Origin of the sequence: Parerythrobacter lacustris, assembly GCF_024626475.1 — a bacterium.
Taxonomy (GTDB): Bacteria; Pseudomonadota; Alphaproteobacteria; order Sphingomonadales; family Sphingomonadaceae; genus Parerythrobacter_A; species Parerythrobacter_A lacustris.
This window is the reverse complement of record NZ_JANKHH010000005.1, coordinates 258,676-279,058: the sequence shown is the minus strand read 5'-3', so window position 1 is coordinate 279,058 and position 20,383 is coordinate 258,676. Positions and strand designations below refer to the sequence as shown.

Below are 20,383 nucleotides of genomic sequence, written 5' to 3'. Positions count from 1 at the left end.
GCGGCCGTCAGCCCTGGTCGAGCGCGATGTCCGGCGCGTCTTCCTGTTTCATGCCAACGACGTGATAGCCGGCGTCGACATGATGCGTTTCCCCGGTCACGCCCGATGACAGGTCCGACAGGAAATAGAGTCCCGATCCGCCGACATCCTCGATCGTGACATTGCGCCGCAAGGGCGAATTGTACTCGTTCCATTTCAGGATGTAGCGGAAATCGCCAATCCCGCTTGCCGCCAGCGTCTTTATCGGTCCGGCGCTGATCGCGTTGACGCGGATGTTGCGCGGCCCGAGATCGTTGGCGAGGTATTTGACGCTGGTTTCCAGCGCGGCTTTGGCAACCCCCATCACGTTGTAGTGCGGGATCACTTTTTCCGCGCCATAATAGGTAAGCGTCAGGATCGCACCGCCGTTGGGCATCATCTCCGCCGCGCGCTTGGCCACTGCGACCAGGCTGTAGGCCGAGATGTTCATCGTCAGCAGGAAGTTGTCGAGGCTGGTGTCGACATACTTGCCTCGCAGTTCGGTCTTGTCCGAAAAGCCGATCGCGTGGACCACGAAATCGATCGTGTCCCACCGGGCACGCAAGGTGGCAAAGGCGTCGTCGAGCGCATCCATGGTCGAAACGTCGCACTCGAAGGTGAAGTCGGAACCCAGCTGCTCGGCGAGCGGCCTGACCCGCTTGGCCAATGCTTCCCCTTGATAGGTGAAGGCCAGTTCGGCCCCGTGCTCGCGCAACTGCTTGGCTATGCCCCAGGCAAGCGACTTGTCGTTCGCCAGACCCATTATCAGCCCGCGTTTGCCCTTCATCAAACCGCTCATGGTCCGTCCTTCTCTACCTCGGCTTTGGCGCGCTCGGCCGCCTCCTCTTCGGGCGACACGGCGAGCGCCGCATTCAATTCTGCACCGACCACCAGTCCTAGCCCAACCAGCCAGAAAAAGAACAGCGCGATCATGATACCGGACAGGGCACCATAGGTCAGATCGTAAGCAAAGAAGTTGTGCAACACCGGCGGCATCGCAATCGACACCCCGATCCACCACAGCGTGGTCGCCAAGGCGCCGGGCCATTTGGGGTAACGCCGCGCGCGATAGCGCTGCGGGGTGAGCGAATAGAACAGGAAGTAGATCGATCCGAACAGCCCCAGGGCCGGGATCAGCCGGGTGAACTCGAGGCTGCCGATGGCATCGCCGAATTCCGGCATATAGGCGTCGATCACTTGCTGGGCCGCGCCGATCAGCACCTGTGCGATAAGGCTGAGCAAGAGCACGATCACCGCTGCCACGATAATTCCCGACGACATCAGACGAGACCGCCAGAAAGCCAATGTTGCACGGGTGCCGTAAGCGCGGCGCAGGATGTCGCGGATCGTCTCGATCAGGCTGCCAACGGTCCACAAGCCGACGAGCGCCCCGGCCCACAGCAGCCATCCGCTGCGCGCATCCAAAACATCGCGGGCGACCGGCTCGATGACATTGCCGACCACCGGAGGCAACGCATAGAGTACGGTCTCGATCAGTGCCTCGCGCTCGCCCTCCTCACCCAAGGCGGAAAACAGCGCTGCGCCGGTAATGAAGAACGGGAAAATCGCGAGCACCGCCATGTAGGCGAGATTGCCGGCATGGATGAACCCGTCGTTCCATGCTCCGAGCGCAGTGCGCTTGAACACATCAAAGGCGCGGCTGCCAGGGCCGACGCTATGGTTGACGCGCTGTCGCAGGTTGCGGGCCGCGCGCCGACGCGCCTCTGGTGAAAACGACCTGACCAGCGGTTCTTCCGGCTGATGTGCTGCGTTCTCCATGCCGTCTTCGGGCAAAATGCTACACCCCGAGCTTGCTGCGTGGTTCGCTTGTGTCCTGCCAACCTTCGAGCCGCCGGGCGAGTTCCGAGATATCCTGCGGCAATTGGATCTCGAGCGTTACAAGCTGGTCACCACGCTCGCCATTCTTCTTCGAAAAACCTTTGCCTTTGAGTCGCATCACGGTGCCGCCATCGGTGCCCGGCTGGATCGTCAGCATTACCGTGCCGTCCACCGTCGGGCATTTGACCTTGGCCCCGTTGACCGCCTCGTCGAGCGTGATCGGCAAGTCCATCCGCACATCGTCGCCGTCGCGGCGGAAGAATTTGTGCCGATCAATTGTAATGGTAACCAGTCCATCGCCCGCTCCGCCCGGCCCCTGCTCGCCCTTGCCCTTGAGGCGCATCTGGGTGCCGTCCTCGACCCCGGCGGGCAGTTTCAGGTCGATCGTCTTGCCATCCGCGAGTGTGATCCGCTGGTCCTTGCGCGCGGCGGCATCGGTGAAACTCACCCGCAGGCGATAGGGAATATCGGCCCCCTTCGATGGCGGCGGCGGGCGGCGTTGCTGGCCGAAGCCTCCGCCCGCGCCTGCCGAGCGGCGGGAACCGCCGCCGCCGAACAAGCCGTCGAAAATGTCGCCCAGGTCGATGCCCTCGGTCCCGAAGCCTTGAAAGTCTTCGGGCCGGAAACTCTGCGATCCGCCCCCGCCAGCGCCGCGAAAGCCGCCGCCCATCCCGGCAAAGGGATTGGCCGGATTGCCGTCGGCATCGATCTCGCCGCGGTCGAACTGCGCGCGCTTGGTCTTGTCGCTCAGCAGGTCGTAGGCCTGGGTGACCTGGCTGAACCGCTCGGCTGCCTTGGGATTATCTGTATTGCGGTCGGGGTGCAGCTGCTTGGCGAGCTTGCGGTAGGCGCTTTTGATCTCCTGCTCGGAGGCAGAGCGGGCAACGCCAAGGGTTGCATAGGGATCGGAAGCATGTGTCGCCATCGAGCGTGTTAGCTAGGTGCTACAGTGTATTGGCGCAAGCGGAATGCATGCGAAGCGCTTTCCCATGCGGCGAGGGGCCGCTAGTGGCGAGTTATGTCAAACTTGATCGATACTCTTCTCTTAAAAGGCCGTCACCGTGGACGCTGAACAAAGCGCTATTCCCGACAGCGATCCTTTCGTGCTGTTCGACGCGTGGTTCGCCGAGGCGCAGGCGAGCGAGCCGAACGATCCCAACGCCATGGCGCTCGCCACTGCGACACCCGAGGGCGCCCCTTCGGTACGGATGGTGCTGCTCAAGGGCCACGGGGCCGACGGCTTCGTGTTCTACACCAATGCTGAGAGCCGCAAAGGCGGGGAAATCTGCGCCAACATGCGGGCGGCACTGCTGTTCCACTGGAAGAGCCTGCGCCGCCAGATCCGGATCGAAGGCCCGCTGGAGGAGGTGAGCGCGGAGATGGCCGATGCCTATTTCCATTCGCGCCCGCGCGTCTCGCAAATCGCCTCGGCCGCTTCGGAGCAGTCGCGACCGCTCGAGAATCGCAGCTCGTACTATGAGCGTGTCGCGAAGATCGAAGCCCAGTTCCCCACCGGCGATATACCGCGCCCACCCCACTGGACCGGGTTTCGCTTGCGTCCGGGCGCGATCGAGTTCTGGCTCGACCGTCCGGGCCGGATGCATGACCGCCGCCGCTTTGTCCGTACGGAAAATGGATGGGACAGCACTCTGCTCTACCCATGATGCAAGACCGCGCCTTTCTCGCCCGCAGCGCGGCTTTCGCGTCGATTGTCGTCGCGATCCTGTTGATCGCGCTCAAGTCGTGGGCGGCCTTGCAGACCAGTTCGACCGCGATGCTCGGCAGCCTGGCCGACAGCACGCTCGATCTCGTCGCCAGCCTTGCGACCTTCGTCGGGGTGTGGATCGCGGCCCAACCGGCGGATGCCAACCACCGGTTCGGCCACGGTAAGGCCGAATCGCTCGCGGCGATGTTCCAGGTGATGCTGATCGCGCTGTCGGCAGCGGGGATCGGCTTTCGCGCGATGCAGCAACTGTTCGCCGGCGGGCGCACCAGTGCCGCCGAAGAAGGCATCGTCGTTTCGGGAATCGCGATCGCCGCGACCATGGCGCTGCTGGCGTGGCAGCGTTACGTCATTCGCCAGACCCGCTCGGTCGCGATCGGGGCGGATCATGTCCATTACCAGTCCGACCTGTTGCTCAACGCTGCAGTTATCGCGGCGCTCGCCCTCGACCAGTATCTCGGCTGGCGGCAGGCAGACCCCGTGTTCGGTCTGCTGATCGCGGCCTGGTTGCTGTGGGGCGCATGGCGCGCCGCGAGCGATGCGCTCGATCATCTGATGGATCACGAATGGCCCGAGGAAAAGCGCATGAAGCTGGTCGAGCTCGCGGCGCGGCATCCCGAGCTCGCCAGCCTGCACGACTTGCGCACGCGGACCAGCGGGACGCATGATTTCGTCCAGTTTCACGTCGATCTGCCCCGCACGATGACGGTCGAGGCGGCGCATGACATCATCGAACGCGTCGAGGCGGATCTGCTGAGCCACTTCCCCGACATGGAGCTGCTGATCCATATCGACCCCGAAGGCCATGTCGACGAGCCGGACAATCCGCTGGTCGAGCGGGACGAGTTCGAGAAACTCGGCAAAACTGCGTGAAGCTGCCCTATTGGCAGGTCGACGCTTTCGTCGACGGTCCCCTTAGTGGAAATCCTGCGGCGGTGCTGCTGCTCGACCATCCGATCGAGGATGGAGCGATGCAGGCGGTCGCCGCCGAGACGGGGTTACCTGCCACGGCCTTCGTCCTTCCGGGCGAAAACGATATCCGGCCGATCCGCTGGTTCGCATCCGATCGGGAGATTGCTTTGTGCGGCCACGGGGCACTGGCGGCCGGGCATTTGGTGCTTGCCGGCGCAGACAGAGACGAAGCGCGGTTTCGTTCGGCGTCGGGCGAATTGTTGACGGTGCGCAGGCTGGCAAGACAAGCGGCTTACGAACTGGGTTTACCCGCTCTTGTCAGCGAGTCCCATGCGATCGACGGACTTGCCGAGGCGCTGGGCCGCGAGCCGGTCGAGATGCTGTGGCGGGATGGCGGTTACGCGGTCGCGGTGTTTGCCGATGCGGCCGATGTGCTCGCGCTGGCACCCGAGGCTTCGGCCTTGCGCGCGCTGGGCAATTGGCAGGTCACCGCCACTGCGCCGGGGACCGGCGAGGATGTCGTGAGCCGCGTGTTCTCATCCGGCGGCCGCGAGGACGCAGCGACCGGATCGGCGCACGCCTTGCTCACGCCCTATTGGACCGCACGGCTGGGACGCAGCTCTTTCACCGCGCGCCAGGCCAGCGCGCGCGGAGCGAAGTTCGACTGCCGGATCGAGGGTGCGACCGTCTGGCTCGGCGGCGCGTGCCGGACGGTGATCGAAGGCAGTTACTGCCCCGCGGGATAGAGCGCGAGGATATCGGCCATTTCCTGTTTCAACGCCTCGCGCTGCGGTGCGTTCGAATGGCCCAATCGCACCAGGGTCAGCTTTTGCTCCGGTGAGACGATCACATATTGCCCCATATGCCCGATCATCGCGAATACGCTTGCCGGGGCGCGGTCGGGAAACAGCGGGTGATCGTCGGTCAGCTCGGTCGGCCGGTTAAGCCAGGTCTGCAGGCCGTAATGGGCGGAGCGCGGGCTCGGCGCGGTCATCAGTTCGACCCATTTGCGCGGCAGCAGCTGCGAACCGCGATAGGATCCCTTGTTGCGCAGGAAATCGCCGAACCGGGCATAATCGCGCGCGGTGGCATGCATCAGGCTGCCGCCGATCAATGTGCCATGCGCGTCGTACTCCGGCACGACCGATTCCATCGCCAGTGGAGCGAACACCCGTGCCTTGAGGAAGGTATCGACCGCGCCCCGGCGAATGTCCGGATCCTCGCTGTCGGTCAGCACGCGCGCGGCAATGTCGGCGAGGATCACCGTGGTATTGCTCGAATATTCGAACTGCGCCCCCGGTTCGGCTTCCATCGGCTGCGCTTCGGCCCACGCCGACATGTCGTCGCGGCCATCGAGGAACAGCATCCGGACTTCGGACGATTCGTAGGCCGGATCGCCCGCTTCGCTATGCTCGAGTCCTGAACGCATTTGCAGCAGCTGGCGCAGGGTGATCTCGCCGCGCGGATCGCCCGGTCGCTGCCAACGCGGGATCGGCACCGAATCGTCGAGCCGCAACCGCCCGTCGGCCACCAGCATGCCGATCGTCGCGGCGGTGATGGTCTTGGCCATCGACCAGCTGACGAACAGGGTGTCGCGGTCATAGCCGGGCGCATAGCGTTCCGCGACGACTTCGCCGCCATACATCAGCACCACGGCACGGGTTTCGCCGAGGCCGTCTGCCGCGAAAAGGTCGTCGATTTCGCGGGCGAGCTGCTCCTTCTGCGCCCCGGCTGCATCGGTCAGAACGGCTGCCCTTGCCGCGTCGCTTAACGGCGCGCGTTGAGGCGCCGCTTCGCCGCACGCCGCGAGGGCTGGCAAGAGCGCAAGGCAGGCGATAAGGGAGCGGGCGAAGCGCGGTCTGGCAGGCATGGCCGCTTTCCTTGCCCAAGCAGGAAGGGTTGGCAATGACGAAAGCGCGCACGACCAGGGCGCCAAGCGGGCACCGGGCACGGCGCTGGATATGGCCGCTAGCAGTGGTTGGGCTGCTGCTAGCCGGCGGGGTCTGGGCCTATGGTGGATCGATCAAGGGCAACGCCGAGGCCGGCACCGCCTACATGGCCCGCGTCGCCTGTTCGTGCCGTTTCGTTGCGGGGCGGAGCCTTGAAGACTGCGCCCGGGACAAGCTCGACGGGATGGCGCTCATCACTCTGGTCGACGATGAGGAGGCCAAGAGCGTCACCGCCCGTTTCCCCCTCGTTGCGGCCAATAAGGCGAGTTATCGCAAAGGGTATGGCTGCGTGCTGGAAACCTGGGAGGACTAACGCAGTCTAGCCGACGACCGCATCGGTATCGGCGATCCATCCGCCGCCGATGACACGGTCGCCCGCATAGATCACCGCTGCCTGACCGGGCGATACGCCGAACTCCGGCTCGCCGAAGCGGATACGCACTGACGCGCCGTCGCCGAGTGAGCCTTCGAGTTCGACGGGCACCGGCTTGGCGAGCGAGCGGACCTTGGCGGAAAGCTGCGAGGCGGGGAGCGGCCCGATCCGGTTGGTCTCGATGATCGTCGCGGCGTCGACCGCCAGCATCCTTCGAGGTCCGACCCGCACTTCGGCGGTCCCGGCGTCGATCCCGACGACATAGAGCGGCTCGGGCTGGCCGCCGATCTCGAGCCCTTTGCGCTGGCCGACGGTGTAGTGGATGATGCCCTTGTGTGCCCCCAGCGTTTCACCGGTCGCGGCGTGGACGATCGCGCCGGGCGTTGCGCCCTCAGGGCGCAGCTTCTCGACGATCTTGGCGTAGTCCCCGTCGGGCACGAAGCAGATGTCCTGGCTGTCAGGTTTGGCGGCGTTGCGCAGGCCCGCGCGTTCGGCCAGCTCGCGCACCAGCGTCTTGGGCATGGCGCCGAGCGGGAAACGCAGGAAATCGAGCTGGGCCTCGGTCGTGCCGTAGAGAAAGTAGGACTGGTCGCGCGCCGGGTCGAGTGCGCGATGCAGTTCCGGACCGGCAGGGCCGACGACCCGGCGCACATAGTGCCCGGTGGCGAGGCAGTCTGCGCCCAGCTCCCGCGCCATGCGCAGCAGGTCGGTAAACTTGGGGCCCATGTTGCAGCGGATACAGGGTACCGGCGTCCGCCCGGCCAGATAGTCGTCGGCAAACTGCTCGACCACCTCCTCGCGGAAGGCGCTTTCATGGTCGAACACATAATGCGCAATTCCGAGCCGGTCCGCCACGGCACGGGCATCCGAGATATCGTCGCCCGCGCAGCACGCGCCCTTCCGACCGGTCGCTGCACCATAATCGTACAGCTGGAGCGTGATCCCGATCACTTCCGCCCCGCTCGCCGCGGCGAGGGCGGCGACGACCGAGGAATCGACCCCGCCCGACATCGCAACTACAATCCGGCTCGCCGCAGCAGTGCGCGCGAGATCGAACAGCGCAGCGGTGTCGAGCGACGAGTCGAACAGGGCGGTTGCAGACATGGGCGCGCCCTTACACGCGATACCCTGCGCTCGCCAGCCCCCGCCAAAGCGAGCGACTCTCCTAACGCGCGGTAAAGCCCGGCTTTACGGGATGTTGACCATGGTGGCCTATTTCCGATCGGATGAAGGAAGGAACACCGATCGATAACGGACTGGCAAGCCTGCCCGAGCGGCAGGATTTGCACCCGCTCGAATGGGCGGATCTCGTCGCGCGATTCGCTGCGGCGCGCGAATTGCGGAGCGCCTGGCGTCGGACTGCGCAACGCGATGCCGGGAGCTTTGCCCGTTTTGCCAATCGCGGCGTCGCACCGGTTAACGCAAAGGCCAGTCCCGTTAACCATGCCGATTTAGTCGATGGCAAAGCGGATGCTGCAAAGACGGTGTCCACGGCAATGCCCGAGATGGGCGGCGCCGGCCCCGGCGATAGAGAGTTGCGATGATCGAGAATCAGAAAATCCGTCCTGCACAGGTCATCGGCCCACTTGGCGAGGCCCTGACGCTGGACGATCTTCCTGCGCCGAGCACCAAACGCTGGGTCGTACGCCGCAAGGCCGAGGTCGTCGCTGCAGTCAATGGCGGACTGCTGACCATCGACGAGGTGCTTGAGCGCTATACCCTTACCCTCGAGGAATTTGCCTCGTGGCAACGCGCCGTCGACCGCTCGGGCATGCAGGGGCTGCGCGTCACCCGCATCCAACACTATCGCGACCTTTACGAACGTCAGCTCAAATACTGAGTCGCATCGATCAGGCCTTTTTGCCACGCCTGACCTTCACATTCACTGGGAATTCTATGATCGTCCCACCGCGTTCGGGAACCAGATCGCCGATAGCAACGTTGACCCTCCGAAAGCTAATCAGGAGGAATTGAGTCATGGGCTTTATCGTAATGATTATCGTCGGCGGTATCGCCGGCTGGCTCGCAAGCATGGTCATGGGGCGCGATGCCTCGATGGGAATCCTGCTCAATATCGTTGTCGGCGTTGTCGGCGGTCTGATCGGAGGGTTCCTGCTTGGCGGGTATATCAACCTGTCGCCGGAATGGCTCAGCTACCTGATCACCGCATTTATCGGTGCGGTGGTATTGTTGCTGATCCTGAACCTCGTGCAGCGTAAAAGCGTGCGCTAAATTCGCAACAAAACCAGAGAAATCGAGAGGCGGTCCGGCAAAAGCCGGGCCGCCTCTTCTGGTATGGGTGCAAGAATGATATCGCGCGCGTTCGTCGGCTCCTTACGTCGTCTGTAGAGTAGGCTTATCGCACCCGCCGAGGCGCGACTATGTCGGCTTGCACGTGGTGACATAGGGGTGTAATACACCATTGCCGCGGGGGCAGCAGCCATTTGAGGTAGGCAATGAATTACGAAACAACCGTACGGGCGGAATCGGGCGAAACCTTCGATTCGGTGAAGTACGATGGCGAATCCTCCTCGAAGGGCAAGCGCCGGCTGTTTATCATCCTTGCCATCCTGCTCGCGCTGGTGATTGGCGGCGGGTACTGGGCTTACTCGCAACGCAGTGGTGCGACGACGACGCCGGCTGGCGATCGCGATCAGCAGGCCCCGGTGGTTTCCGTAATCACGCCCGGTGTCTCGACAATCGCCGGAGAGATCACTGCCACCGGCACGCTGGCTGCGCGGCGTGAACTGCCCGTCGGGGTGGCCGGCGAAGGTGGCCGGGTCGTGTCGGTTCCAGTCGACGCAGGCGACTGGGTGCGTGCGGGCCAGGTCCTCGTCGTGATCGACCGCTCGGTGCAGAACCAGCAGGTCCTGAGTTCTACCGCACAGGTCGATGTCGCACGCGCCGATGCTCAACTCGCGCAGGCAAACCTCGACCGGGCATTGAAGCTGGTCGAGCGCGGTTTTATCTCCCAGGCCGATGTCGATCGTCTCACCGCCACGCGCGATGCGGCCACCGCCCGGGTGCGGGTCGCGCAGGCGCAGGTCGGCGAGCTGCGAGCGCGCAACGCCCGCCTCAACGTGATCGCCCCGGCCTCGGGCTATGTGCTTGAACGCAACGTCGAACTTGGCCAGATTGTCAGCGCTGGCTCGCCACCGCTGTTCCGCATCGCCCAGGGCGGCGAGATGGAGCTCGAGGCGCGGCTTGGCGAGGACGATCTGGCCCAGCTGGCGACCGGGGTCGAGGCGGTCGTGGTCCCCGCCGGGACGACGAAGGAATTCATCGGTCAGGTGTGGCAGCTCGCGCCCACGATCGATCCTAACAGCCGCCAGGGAACGGCGCGCATCGCCCTGTCTTATGCGCCCGGTTTGCGCCCCGGCGGTTTTGCCACGGCAACCATCAAGAGCGGAACGCTGGTCGCGCCGCGCCTGCCCGAATCCGCCGTTCTTTCGGACGACACGGGCAGCTATGTCTATGTGGTCGACAAGGACAACAAAGTCGTCCGGCGTAACATCACGCTGGGCTCGGCGGTTCCTGGCGGGATTATTGTGACCAAGGGGCTGACCGGCAAGGAGCGCATAGTGATTCGCGCGGGCGGCTTCCTGAATCCGGGCGAGACCGTCAAGCCTCAGGTCGAGAAGAGCGACGATTTGTAAGCGGAGTCCGGCCTTGCCTCGGTTCCGCATGTCCATGCTGGAGTAGATAGTGCGCAATATTTCCGCCTGGTCGATCAGGAATCCGGTCATTCCGCTGGTGTTCTTCACCGCGCTCCTGTTTGCCGGGCTGCTCAGCTTTGCGCGGATGGATGTGGTGAACAACCCGGATATCGAATTTCCGGGCGTCAGCGTTTCGATCATCCAGCCAGGCGCAGCTCCGACTGAGATCGAAAACCAGATCACCCAGCGGGTCGAGTCCGGAGTCCGCTCGCTGGAGGGCGTGCGCACCATTTCCTCGACCGCCAGCGAAGGCGCATCGAACACCTTCGTCGAATTCCAGGTCGGCACCGACGTCAACGCGGCGGTGTCCGAGGTGAAGAACGCGGTCGATTCGGTGCGCGGCAGCCTGCCCGACGGCATTCTCGAGCCGCGCATCAGCAAGGCCGAGATTTCCGGCGGCTTCCTCGGCATTTTCGCGGTCGAAGCCGACGACATGACGATCGAGCAGCTCAGCTGGTTCATCGACGACACCGTCGCCAAGCAGCTACTCTCGGTCGAAGGCATGGCGCAGGTCAACCGTTTCGCCGGGGTGGACCGCGAGATCGAAGTGCTGCTCGATCCCTCGCGGATGCAGGCGCTCGGCGTAACGGCTGGACAGATCAACGCGGTCATCCGGCAGGACAATCTCGATGCCGGTGGCGGTGCGACCGAGGTCGGCGGGACCAAGCAATCGGTCCGTGTTCTCGGGGGGACCGAAACCGCGCTCGAGCTCGCACAACGCCAGATCCGGCTTGGCAACGGGGAGTCGATCCGGCTGAGCGACATCGCGACGGTGCGCGATGGCTATTCCGAGCGGACTTCGATCAGCAAGCTGCGCGATCGCGAAGTGGTCAACTTCGGGATCTCGCGCGCGCGCGGGGCCTCCGATGTAACGGTCTACGATGCGGCCAAGGAAGTGATTGCCGAGATCGAGGCGGAAAATCCGGGCGTCCGTTTCATCCCGCTGTTCAACACGGTCAAATACACCGAGGACCAGTACGAGAGCTCGATCGCGGCCATGATCGAAGGGGCGATCCTCGCGGTCGTGGTGGTGTTCTTCTTCCTGCGTGACTGGCGCGCGACGGTGATCTCCGCAATCGCCATCCCGCTGTCCGCCATCCCGACCTTCTGGTTCATGGATCTGCTCGGGTTCAACCTCAACCAGATGTCGCTGCTCGCGCTTGGGCTGGTGGCCGGGGTGCTGGTCGACGATGCGATCGTCGAGATCGAGAATATCGTCCGGCATATGCGGATGGGCAAGAGCGCCTATCAGGCCTCGATCGACGCGGCGGACGAGATCGGCCTCGCGGTGGTGGCGACCTCGTTCTGTATCGTTGCGGTGTTCCTGCCGGTCGGGCTGATGCCCGGCATCACCGGCCAGTTCTTCAAGAACTTCGGCCTCACCGTGGTCGCTGCTGTGCTGATGAGCCTTGCCGTCGCGCGCGCGATCACCCCGATGATGGCGGCCTATTTCCTCAAGGCCAAGGGGCACGCGGAGCACGGCGAAGGCCCGTGGATGGACCGTTATATGCGGGTGCTCGAATGGTCGCTCGACGATTCGAAAATGAAGCGTGTGCGCAGCGGCCTGCCGAATATCCGTCGCCGCTACCTCTATGTTCCGTTTCTGATTCTATTGCTGATCGTGCTCGTCGTGCTTTCCGGCGCGGTGGTGATGAACGGATACAGCGCGCTGTCGGCCCTCGAGCTGCCCAAGAAGGTTGCCGATTCGGTCGTCACGCAGCGCGAATCCGGTTGGTGGATTCTGGTCGATCGACCGCTGGAGCTAATCCAGCTCCTGTTCGTGATGCTGCTCGGCTTCCTCGCAGGCTTGGCGTTCGTGAAGATACTCGGCTTGATGGCAAGGGTGTTCGGAACTCGCGTGCGTGATGCCTGGCGCTACCTCGAGGCGCGTTTCCTCGACCATCGCGTGTGGATGATCTGCCTCGGCTACTTCTCGTTCCTGCTCACCATCCTGCTGTTCGGCAACACGCCGTTCCAGTTTCAACCGGAGACCGACGAAGACAACAGCCGGATCGAGATCGAATTCGTCCCTGGTACGACGCTCGAAACCGCGGAGAAGACCGCCGACGCCGTTGCCGACCTGATGCACGAGCAGCCCGAAGTCGAACGCGCGCTGACCCGGGTGCGCGAGGCCAATGCAACGATCTACATCACGCTCAAGGCCGATCGCGCCCGCAAGTCGTTCGAGTTCGAGCGTGCGCTTGCCCCCGAACTGGCCAAGTTCCCCGACGCGCGGGTTCGCTTCCAGTCGCAGGGTGGTCCCGGGGGGCCGGGCAGCGGCCGCGATCTGACGATCATGCTGGCGGGTTCGAACCCCGAGCTGCTTAACGCGACCGCGTCCAAGCTGGTCGAGGAAATGAAAGGCGTCGAATCGATCGTCGCGCCGCGAATCACCGCCGATATTCCGCGCCCCGAGATCATCGTCCGCCCGCGTCCCGACCTCGCGGCCGATCTGGGCGTTACCACCGCATCGCTCAGCCAGGCGATCCGGATCGCAACCATCGGAGAAACCGAACAGAGCGCGGCCAAGTTCTCGCTATCGGATCGCCAGATCCCGATCGCGGTCAAGCTGCCCAAGAGCTCGCGGCGCGATATCGAGACCATTGCCAACCTGCCTGTGCCGACCGCCAACGGCGCCTCGGTGCCGCTCGGACGGGTGGCCGATATCTCGTTCGGCTCAGGGCCGACGTCGATCCAGCGCTACAACCAGAACCGCCGGGTGTTTATCGGTGCCGATCTGGCCGAAGGTGTGCTGCGCGGCAATGCGACGGCGGAAGTCGATGCCCTGCCCACGCTCGCGAATTTGCCGCAGGGCGTGATCCGCGATGCGGTTGGCGAAGATGAATTGCAGGCCGAACTGCTGACCAACTTCCAGATCGCGCTGATCTCCGGAATCCTGCTCGTGTTTGCGACTCTGGTGCTGCTCTACAAGCGGCTGATGAGCCCGATCGTCAACATGTGCTCGCTGCTGCTGGCACCACTGGGCGGGATATTCCTCGTCTTCATGTTCGGCCAGCCGCTGTCCTTCCCGGTCCTCATCGGGGTGCTGTTGCTGCTCGGCATCGTGTCGAAGAACTCGATCCTGCTGATCGACTTCGCGATCGAGGCGATGGCGGAAGGCAAGGAGAAGTTCGAGGCGATCATGGATGCCGGCCACAAGCGCGCGCAGCCGATCGTTATGACCACGGTCGCGATGACTGCCGGCATGGTGCCCACCGCCCTGTCGCTTTCGGGCGACGGCGCGTGGCGCGCGCCGATGGGCACGGTGGTGATCGGCGGGCTGATCCTGTCGACTGTGCTCACCCTGCTGATCGTGCCCGCCGGGTTCAGCCTGGCCGACAGCCTCGAGAAGCGCATGGGCCCGTGGATGCGGCAGCGTTTCCTCACCTATCGCCCAGGGGACGATGGCAAGTCGGCGCCGCCGGTGCCCGAACCGGTTCCTCAGAGCCCCGGTCCGGTCCCCGCAACGCGCATTCCGCCGGACGGCCATCCGGCGGAGTGACCGGCGCGAAGACTGCGGCCCCGGCAGTGACCGGCAACCGACTCCCTCCCGACCGTGCGCGGCGGATGCGCTGGACCGCGACCATCATGCTGGTTGCGATGGCGGCGCTGTTCGTCGCCACCAAGCAGGTGCTCGATCAGCATCCGGCCTGGGGCTACGTGCATGCCTTTGCGGAGGCCGCAATGGTCGGCGGGCTGGCGGACTGGTTTGCGGTTACCGCCCTGTTCCGCCACCCGCTCGGCATCCCGATCCCGCACACCGCGATCATTCCGGAGAACAAGGACCGGATTGCCGAGACGATGGCGCAGTTCCTGCGTGAGAATTTCCTCATCCCCACGGTGGTCGCGCGGCGCATGCGGGGCATGAACATCGCCGGGGCGGCGGGCGATTTCCTCGTCGCACCGCAGGGAGAGACCCGCTCGCGCATCACCGGCGGTGCGGCGGAACTGATCGCCGAAGTGCTCGAATCGCTCGATCCCGCGCGTCTCGGTACGCAGGTGCGTGCGGGCCTCAAGGTCCAGCTGGCCAAGCTCGATGTCGCGCCCTTGCTCGGGCGGATGCTGGAGGGGGCAATCGCCGATGGCAAGCACCTGCCGCTGATGGACGGGATCATCCGCTGGACCGGGCTGACGCTGGAAGACAACGAGGAAACCGTGCGCGAGATCATCAAGTCGCGCGCCAACAGCGTCCTGCGCTGGACCGGGCTCGACGAACGCATCTCGAACTCGGTCCTCGACGGTCTCTACCGCCTGCTGGCGGAGGTGCTGGTCGATCCCGACCACCCGCTGCGGCACAAGGTGGAAGAGGGGATGGAGACGCTCGCGCGCGATCTGCAGAACGATCCTGCAACGCGCGAACGCGTCGAGACGCTCAAACGGCAGATGCTGGAGGATCCTGCGCTTGCCGAATGGTGGATGGGGGTGTGGGAACGGATCCGCCAATCACTGATCCGCCGCGCCCGCGACCCCGAAAGCGCGCTCGGCGGCGAATTGCGCACCAGCCTCGCCGAACTGGGCGAAGCACTAAAGCGCGATGTGCGGTTGCAGGCCCAGGTCAACCGCTTCGCCCGCCGCACTGCGGTCGGCATCGCGAGCCGCTACGGCGACCAGATCGTCCAGCTGGTATCGGAAACGGTCAAGCGCTGGGACGCCCGCACGATCACCGACCGGGTCGAGGGCGCGGTCGGCCGCGATCTGCAATTCATCCGCATCAACGGAACACTGGTGGGCGGATTGGTCGGCGTAACGATCCACGCGGTGGATGGGTGGTTGTGATTATGGTTAGGGAATGAGGAAGCGAACCGTATTGCGATAGAACGAGGCGATTGGTCTGCCATCTTTGTCGAGTGCAGGCTCGAATCTGGCCCGCTTCATGATCTTTTCGCACACAATTTTGTCAAAGCCTTCAGGCCGGGTGGAATTCTGGATGTGGCACGCAGTGGCCTTGCCCGTAGTATCTACGCTGAGCCGAAACTGCACTATCCCCTGATATCCGCCGTACAAAAGCTCGCGTGGATAGTCGCTCGACCTGATCCAACCTCCGGGGCTATTTTCAGGTGCGGGCAATTTCGTGAGACTGCGATGAGCCTCTACATCAATGTTCCAGTGCGAGACGAGTTCTTCCGTGCAAGTTTGCATCGATTTCATCGCTTGCCCGAATTGCGGCATTTCGAGCTCGACCCGATGACCCCCCGTTCGCTCAAATGCCACCCATTCGATGGCAGCTAGCTGTTGGTCAGTAACATCGTGCGCGAATATCCTCGGATCGATGAAATCTTCATACTTTTCCTTACCTGATTTTCTGGCAAAGCCGGTTTCAGCTCTTTGGGCCGAGGGATACGCAGCGGTGAAGATCAACGCAGGACTATATTCGACAAGTTCGCCCAATGATGGCACGTAGTCGTAGCCGGCATCCTGCGCCCCGAATTGCACACGCGTCTCTGGTCGAGGGGATTTGCCGAGCGCTTCTCCAGCCACCACCATATGGAACCGGTCGCCAGGTCCGTAGCGCTCAATATAGAACGCAACCCGCTCTTCGCCCTCACCGAACAAGCGAGACAGACGACAGCTGTCGTCTGCGTAGTTCATGCTCCACGGTCCAGAGGGTGCTAGCCGCACAATCTTGGCCTCGACCGAGGCCGGAGCTGACAAGGCAAGGGCGGCGGTACCGAAAAGCACCGCCGCCTTCAATTTGACCAAAACCGGTTCCATCGAAACGGATTATCCAACTAAAACCGTTTCGTTACAAGAGTTCAAAGCTTCCCGGTCAGCTCCGGCACGATCTTGAACAGATCGCCGACCAGGCCGATATCCGCGACCTGGAAGATCGGGGCGTCTTCGTCCTTGTTGATGGCGATGATTGTCTTGGAATCCTTCATCCCCGCCAGATGCTGGATCGCGCCGGAGATGCCGATCGCGATATAGACTTCCGGCGCGACGATCTTGCCGGTCTGGCCGACCTGGTAATCGTTGGGGACATAGCCCGCATCGACCGCCGCGCGGCTCGCGCCCACGCCTGCACCGAGCTTGTCGGCCAGCGGGATGATCACTTCCTCGAAAGTTGCGCTGTCCTTCAGCGCCCGGCCGCCTGAGACGATCACCTTGGCGCTGGTCAGTTCGGGGCGCTCGCTCTTGGCGATTTCCGAGCCGACGAAGCTCGACAGGCCGGAATCGCCTGCGCCGGAAACGGCTTCGACCATGCCCGATCCGCCTTCGGTCGCCGCCTTCTCGAACGCTGTCCCGCGCACGGTAATGACCAGCTTGGCATCCGAGCTTTCGACGGTGGCGATGGCGTTGCCGGCGTAGATCGGGCGGGTGAAGGTTCTCTCGCCCTCGACGCTCATGATTTCCGAGATCTGCATCACATCGAGCAGCGCGGCGACACACGGGGCGATGTTCTTGCCGGTGGTGGTGGCGGGGCAGACGAAGGCGTCGTGATCCGCCATCAGCTGCGCCGCAAGCGGAGCGACATTTTCGGCTAGCTGGTGAGCATAGGCAGCATCGTCGGCGAGATGGACCTTGCCGACACCCGCGATCTTCGCCGCTGCATCGGCTACGCCGGCGCAGCCTGACCCTGCGACCAGCAGGTGGACTTCGCCCAGCTTGGCAGCGGCGGTCACGGCGGAAAGCGTCGCATCCTTCACCGACGCATTGTCATGTTCGACCAGAACAAGGGTTTTCATGGTTCTTGTGTCCCTAATCTTGCGTGGGTGAGGCTCAGGCGATGCCGAGCGCCTTGATCTTGGCGACCAGCTCGTCGACGTCGGCGACCTTGATCCCGGCGCTGCGAACCGGCGGTTCGGCGACCTTCAAAGTCTTCAGGCGCGGCGCGATATCGACCCCGTAATCGGCCGGGGTCTTGTTCTCGAGCGGCTTCTGCTTCGCCTTCATGATGTTGGGCAGCGAGGCATAGCGCGGCTCGTTGAGGCGCAAATCGGTGGTGACGATCGCCGGAAGCGACAGCTTCACTGTCTCGAGCCCGCCGTCGATCTCGCGCTTCACGGTCACCGAATCGCCGTCCACCTCGACGGTGTTGGCGAAGGTCCCTTGCGGGCGGCCCATCAGTGCGGCGAGCATCTGGCCCGTCTGGTTGCTGTCATCCGAAATCGACTGCTTGCCGAGCATGACGATCCCGGGGTTCTCCTGCTCGGCGATGGCTTTCAGGATCTTGGCCACCGCCAGCGGTTCGACATCGACATCGTCCTCGACCTGCACGAGGATCGCGCGGTCCGCGCCCATCGCGAGCGCGGTGCGCAGCGTTTCCTGTGCCTTGGTAGGTCCGACCGAGACGACCACGATCTCTTCCGCCTTGCCCGCTTCACGGATGCGGATTGCTTCTTCGACTGCGATCTCGTCGAACGGGTTCATGCTCATCTTGACGTTGGCCAGGTCGACACCCGAACCATCCGCCTTGACCCGCGGCTTGACGTTGTAGTCGATCACCCGCTTGACGGGGACGAGGATCTTCATGGGATATCCTTCCTCTCGAAACTGTGCGGCGCAGGCCTAGATTGGGTTTACGTAAACGTCAAGCTGGTCCGCCGACCGACTCTGCCATGGGCGCGCCGCCGCGCCTGCCTGCACATCGCTAGGAGATTTTGCACGGGCGCGCTACAACCGTTGGCGAGAGGGAGGATGGGATGCGGTTATTCCCGGTCGTTTTCGCGTTCGGCGCATTGCTTGCCGCCATTCCGGCAGCAGCGCAGGAAACCCGCGTGGGCGAGGCAGGCTTCGAATCGCCTCCCGCTGCGGTCGGCGACGCCGCGTGGCTGGTCGGCCAATGGAGCGGAACGGGGATCGGTGATGCCGAGGCCCACGAGAGCTGGCTGATCCCATCGGGCGATACGATGGTCGGCACCTTCGTTCAGGAGACCGCCGAGGGCGGGATAATGTTCACCGAGCATATGTATCTGATGGAGCAGGACGGCAGCCTGGTGGTCAAGCTCAAGCACTTCAATCCGGACATGACCGGGTGGGAGGACAAGGACGGCATGGTCACCTTCCGCCTGCTCGCGGTGGAACCCTGCGCGCTCTATTTCCACGCGCTGACCTATCGCTGCGCAGACAAGGACGCGGGTCCGGCAGGCGGCATGGTGGTCGCGGTGCGAATGAGGAGCGACAATCCCGAGCCGCAGGAACTCGTGTTCCGGTTCCGCAGGGCCGCGCCCGCTGGCTAAGCCTCGGGCATACGCTGGAAGTTGAAACGCGCCTTGGGCGATTCGATCCAGCTGGCCGCCTCGCTCAGGTAGACATTGGAGATGGGCCTGAAGTCATCCGGATTAGCAAGGGTGGTCGCAAAGAAATTCAACAGGTGCGCGGCCCCCGCCGACTGTGCGTGGACGCGGCTGCCACATCGGGCGCAATGCGAAGTTGTCACCACATGGCCGGCATCAGACTGCCGCTGGAAGCGAACCAGTGCGCCGGAGATCTCCACGCTTCCTGCCGGAACAGAGAACGCGGACACAAATGGAGCCCCGCTCAGCTTCTGGCACGAGCGGCAGTGGCAGTTGACCGACCACACCGGCGCTTTGGAGCAGCTATAGCTGACCTGCCCGCACAAACAGCTTCCCGCTATCGGCGGTTCGAGACTCAAGCCCGGGCCTGACCAGCGGTCACGCTGCTTTCTTCACCTCGGCCACGATCTTGCGTGCGGCATCGCCCAGGTCGTCGGCGCTGACGATGGCGAGGCCCGAATTGTCGAGAATCGCCTTGCCTTCGTTGACATTGGTGCCTTCGAGCCGGACCACCAGCGGCACCGACAGGTTCACGTCCTTGGCCGCCTGAATGATGCCGTTGGCGATCACGTCGCACTTCATGATCCCGCCGAAGATGTTGACCAGAATGCCTTCGACCGCCGGATCCTTGAGGATGATCTTGAACGCTGCGGTGACCTTTTCAGTGGTGGCGCCGCCGCCCACGTCAAGGAAGTTGGCGGGGAAGGCGCCATTCAATTTGATGATGTCCATCGTCGCCATCGCCAGGCCCGCGCCATTGACCATGCAGCCGATATTGCCGTCGAGCTTGATGTAGGCGAGGTCGTATTCGCTCGCTTCCACTTCGGCCGGATCTTCCTCGGTCTCGTCGCGCAGCGCCTCGATGTCCTTGTGGCGATAGAGCGCGTTCGAATCGAAGCTCATCTTGGCGTCGAGGACCAAGAGTTTGCCGTCCTCGCTTTCGACCAGCGGGTTGATCTCGAGCATCGAGCAGTCGGTCGCCATGAAGGCGTCGTAAAGCTGCTTCGCCAGCACCTGTGCCTGCTTGTTGAGATCGCCCTTGAGCTTCAATGCGAAGGCGACCGCGCGGCCGTGGTGCGGCTGGAAGCCCTGCGCCGGATCGATGGTGAAGGTGGTGATCTTCTCGGGCGTGTCATGCGCGACAGCCTCGATATCCATCCCGCCTTCGGTCGAGACGACGAAAGCGACGCGGCCGGTGGCGCGGTCCACCAGCAGCGAGAGGTAGTATTCCTTGGCGATATCGACCCCGTCGGTGATGTAGAGCCGGTTGACCTGCTTGCCCGCGTCGCCGGTCTGGATGGTCACCAGAGTGTTGCCGAGCATCTCGCGCGCGTTGGCTTCGACTTCCTCGATGCTCTTGGCCAGGCGAACGCCGCCCTTGGCTTCTTCGCCCAATTCCTTGAACTTGCCCTTGCCGCGCCCGCCGGCATGGATCTGGGCCTTCACGACATAGAGCGGCCCGGGGAGCTGCTTCGCGCCTGCGATCGCTTCTTCGACCGTCAGCGCAGCGTGACCGGCAGGGATGCCGATGCCGTATTTCGCGAGCAGTTCCTTGGCCTGGTATTCGTGGATGTTCATGGCAAATCCGTTGTTGCGAATGCGTGGGGAAATCTGCGCGG

21 protein-coding genes are annotated in these 20,383 nt (G+C 63.7%); 11 read left to right on the top strand and 10 right to left on the bottom strand.

What is annotated here, in order from left to right:
- Positions 1-7: 7 nt before the first annotated feature.
- The 3 genes from fabI to NSO95_RS10555 are packed head-to-tail and all read right to left on the bottom strand — an operon-like array spanning position 8 to position 2,782.
- Entirely contained in the window at positions 8-817 is an 810-nt protein-coding gene (gene fabI / locus NSO95_RS10565) for an enoyl-ACP reductase FabI (RefSeq protein WP_257596191.1), read from the bottom strand.
- Positions 814-1,797, bottom strand: coding sequence for a YihY/virulence factor BrkB family protein (locus NSO95_RS10560; RefSeq protein WP_257596190.1), 984 nt, complete (start codon positions 1,795-1,797; stop codon positions 814-816). Before NSO95_RS10560 ends, fabI begins: the two co-directional genes overlap by 4 nt.
- 19 nt (positions 1,798-1,816) lie before the next feature.
- Positions 1,817-2,782 (bottom strand): DnaJ C-terminal domain-containing protein, encoded by a 966-nt coding sequence (locus tag NSO95_RS10555; protein ID WP_257596189.1) that lies wholly within the window; start codon positions 2,780-2,782, stop codon positions 1,817-1,819.
- Positions 2,783-2,918: 136 nt separating this feature from the next.
- On the opposite strand from NSO95_RS10555, the gene pdxH reads away from it, so the two are divergent.
- Genes pdxH through NSO95_RS10540 form a run of 3 tightly spaced genes read left to right on the top strand, consistent with a single transcriptional unit; the run spans position 2,919 to position 5,238 of the window.
- Entirely contained in the window at positions 2,919-3,521 is a 603-nt protein-coding gene (gene pdxH / locus NSO95_RS10550) for a pyridoxamine 5'-phosphate oxidase (protein WP_257596188.1), read from the top strand.
- On the top strand, positions 3,518-4,453 hold the full coding sequence (locus NSO95_RS10545; RefSeq protein WP_257596187.1) for a cation diffusion facilitator family transporter: 936 nt from the start codon (positions 3,518-3,520) through the stop codon (positions 4,451-4,453). Before pdxH ends, NSO95_RS10545 begins: the two co-directional genes overlap by 4 nt.
- Positions 4,450-5,238: a PhzF family phenazine biosynthesis protein gene (locus tag NSO95_RS10540; protein WP_257596186.1), complete on the top strand. Its 789-nt coding sequence runs from the start codon at positions 4,450-4,452 to the stop codon at positions 5,236-5,238. The genes NSO95_RS10545 and NSO95_RS10540 overlap by 4 nt, the downstream gene beginning before the upstream one ends.
- Here the strand turns inward: NSO95_RS10540 and NSO95_RS10535 are convergent.
- Positions 5,220-6,362: a serine hydrolase domain-containing protein gene (locus tag NSO95_RS10535; RefSeq protein WP_257596185.1), complete on the bottom strand. Its 1,143-nt coding sequence runs from the start codon at positions 6,360-6,362 to the stop codon at positions 5,220-5,222. The two genes, NSO95_RS10540 and NSO95_RS10535, sit on opposite strands and share 19 nt — an antisense overlap.
- A gap of 35 nt (positions 6,363-6,397) precedes the next feature.
- On the opposite strand from NSO95_RS10535, the gene NSO95_RS10530 reads away from it, so the two are divergent.
- Positions 6,398-6,754 carry a hypothetical protein gene (locus NSO95_RS10530; protein ID WP_257596184.1) on the top strand — a complete coding sequence of 119 codons (357 nt, stop codon included), beginning with the start codon at positions 6,398-6,400 and terminating at the stop codon, positions 6,752-6,754.
- A gap of 6 nt (positions 6,755-6,760) precedes the next feature.
- Here the strand turns inward: NSO95_RS10530 and mnmA are convergent, their stop codons facing one another.
- The gene (mnmA, locus tag NSO95_RS10525) at positions 6,761-7,918 is read right to left on the bottom strand and encodes a tRNA 2-thiouridine(34) synthase MnmA (protein ID WP_257596183.1); all 1,158 of its coding nucleotides are present in this window, start codon (positions 7,916-7,918) and stop codon (positions 6,761-6,763) included.
- A 122-nt stretch (positions 7,919-8,040) separates the two neighbouring features.
- Between mnmA and NSO95_RS10520 the strand changes: the two genes are divergently transcribed.
- The 6 genes from NSO95_RS10520 to NSO95_RS10495 all read left to right on the top strand — a co-directional run bounded on the left by NSO95_RS10520 (position 8,041) and on the right by NSO95_RS10495 (position 15,306).
- The gene (locus tag NSO95_RS10520; protein ID WP_257596182.1) at positions 8,041-8,358 is read left to right on the top strand and encodes a hypothetical protein; all 318 of its coding nucleotides are present in this window, start codon (positions 8,041-8,043) and stop codon (positions 8,356-8,358) included.
- Entirely contained in the window at positions 8,355-8,654 is a 300-nt protein-coding gene (gene sciP / locus NSO95_RS10515) for a CtrA inhibitor SciP (protein ID WP_257596181.1), read from the top strand. The genes NSO95_RS10520 and sciP overlap by 4 nt, the downstream gene beginning before the upstream one ends.
- 137 nt (positions 8,655-8,791) lie before the next feature.
- A complete protein-coding gene (locus NSO95_RS10510) occupies positions 8,792-9,046 on the top strand; it encodes a GlsB/YeaQ/YmgE family stress response membrane protein (protein WP_257596180.1) in 255 nt (84 codons plus the stop codon).
- 224 nt (positions 9,047-9,270) lie between these two features.
- The gene (locus tag NSO95_RS10505) at positions 9,271-10,470 is read left to right on the top strand and encodes an efflux RND transporter periplasmic adaptor subunit (RefSeq protein WP_257596179.1); all 1,200 of its coding nucleotides are present in this window, start codon (positions 9,271-9,273) and stop codon (positions 10,468-10,470) included.
- Between the two features lie 49 nt (positions 10,471-10,519).
- A complete protein-coding gene (locus tag NSO95_RS10500; protein WP_257596177.1) occupies positions 10,520-14,032 on the top strand; it encodes an efflux RND transporter permease subunit in 3,513 nt (1,170 codons plus the stop codon).
- A gap of 65 nt (positions 14,033-14,097) precedes the next feature.
- Entirely contained in the window at positions 14,098-15,306 is a 1,209-nt protein-coding gene (locus NSO95_RS10495; protein ID WP_257596325.1) for a DUF445 domain-containing protein, read from the top strand.
- Between the two features lie 6 nt (positions 15,307-15,312).
- Here the strand turns inward: NSO95_RS10495 and NSO95_RS10490 are convergent, their stop codons facing one another.
- Genes NSO95_RS10490 through NSO95_RS10480 form a run of 3 tightly spaced genes read right to left on the bottom strand, consistent with a single transcriptional unit; the run spans position 15,313 to position 18,000 of the window.
- Positions 15,313-16,242, bottom strand: coding sequence for an energy transducer TonB (locus NSO95_RS10490; RefSeq protein ID WP_257596176.1), 930 nt, complete (start codon positions 16,240-16,242; stop codon positions 15,313-15,315).
- A gap of 41 nt (positions 16,243-16,283) precedes the next feature.
- Complete coding sequence (locus tag NSO95_RS10485) at positions 16,284-17,213, bottom strand: electron transfer flavoprotein subunit alpha/FixB family protein (protein ID WP_257596175.1); 930 nt, start codon at positions 17,211-17,213, stop codon at positions 16,284-16,286.
- Between the two features lie 34 nt (positions 17,214-17,247).
- Positions 17,248-18,000 carry an electron transfer flavoprotein subunit beta/FixA family protein gene (locus tag NSO95_RS10480; protein ID WP_257596174.1) on the bottom strand — a complete coding sequence of 251 codons (753 nt, stop codon included), beginning with the start codon at positions 17,998-18,000 and terminating at the stop codon, positions 17,248-17,250.
- 170 nt (positions 18,001-18,170) lie between these two features.
- Between NSO95_RS10480 and NSO95_RS10475 the strand changes: the two genes are divergently transcribed.
- The gene (locus NSO95_RS10475) at positions 18,171-18,707 is read left to right on the top strand and encodes a DUF6265 family protein (RefSeq protein WP_257596173.1); all 537 of its coding nucleotides are present in this window, start codon (positions 18,171-18,173) and stop codon (positions 18,705-18,707) included.
- Here NSO95_RS10475 and NSO95_RS10470 read toward each other — a convergent pair.
- On the bottom strand, positions 18,704-19,123 hold the full coding sequence (locus NSO95_RS10470; protein WP_436278034.1) for a GFA family protein: 420 nt from the start codon (positions 19,121-19,123) through the stop codon (positions 18,704-18,706). The two genes, NSO95_RS10475 and NSO95_RS10470, sit on opposite strands and share 4 nt — an antisense overlap.
- Before the next feature lie 19 nt (positions 19,124-19,142).
- A complete protein-coding gene (gene sucC, locus NSO95_RS10465) occupies positions 19,143-20,342 on the bottom strand; it encodes an ADP-forming succinate--CoA ligase subunit beta (RefSeq protein ID WP_257596172.1) in 1,200 nt (399 codons plus the stop codon).
- Between the last annotated feature and the right edge of the window lie 41 nt (positions 20,343-20,383).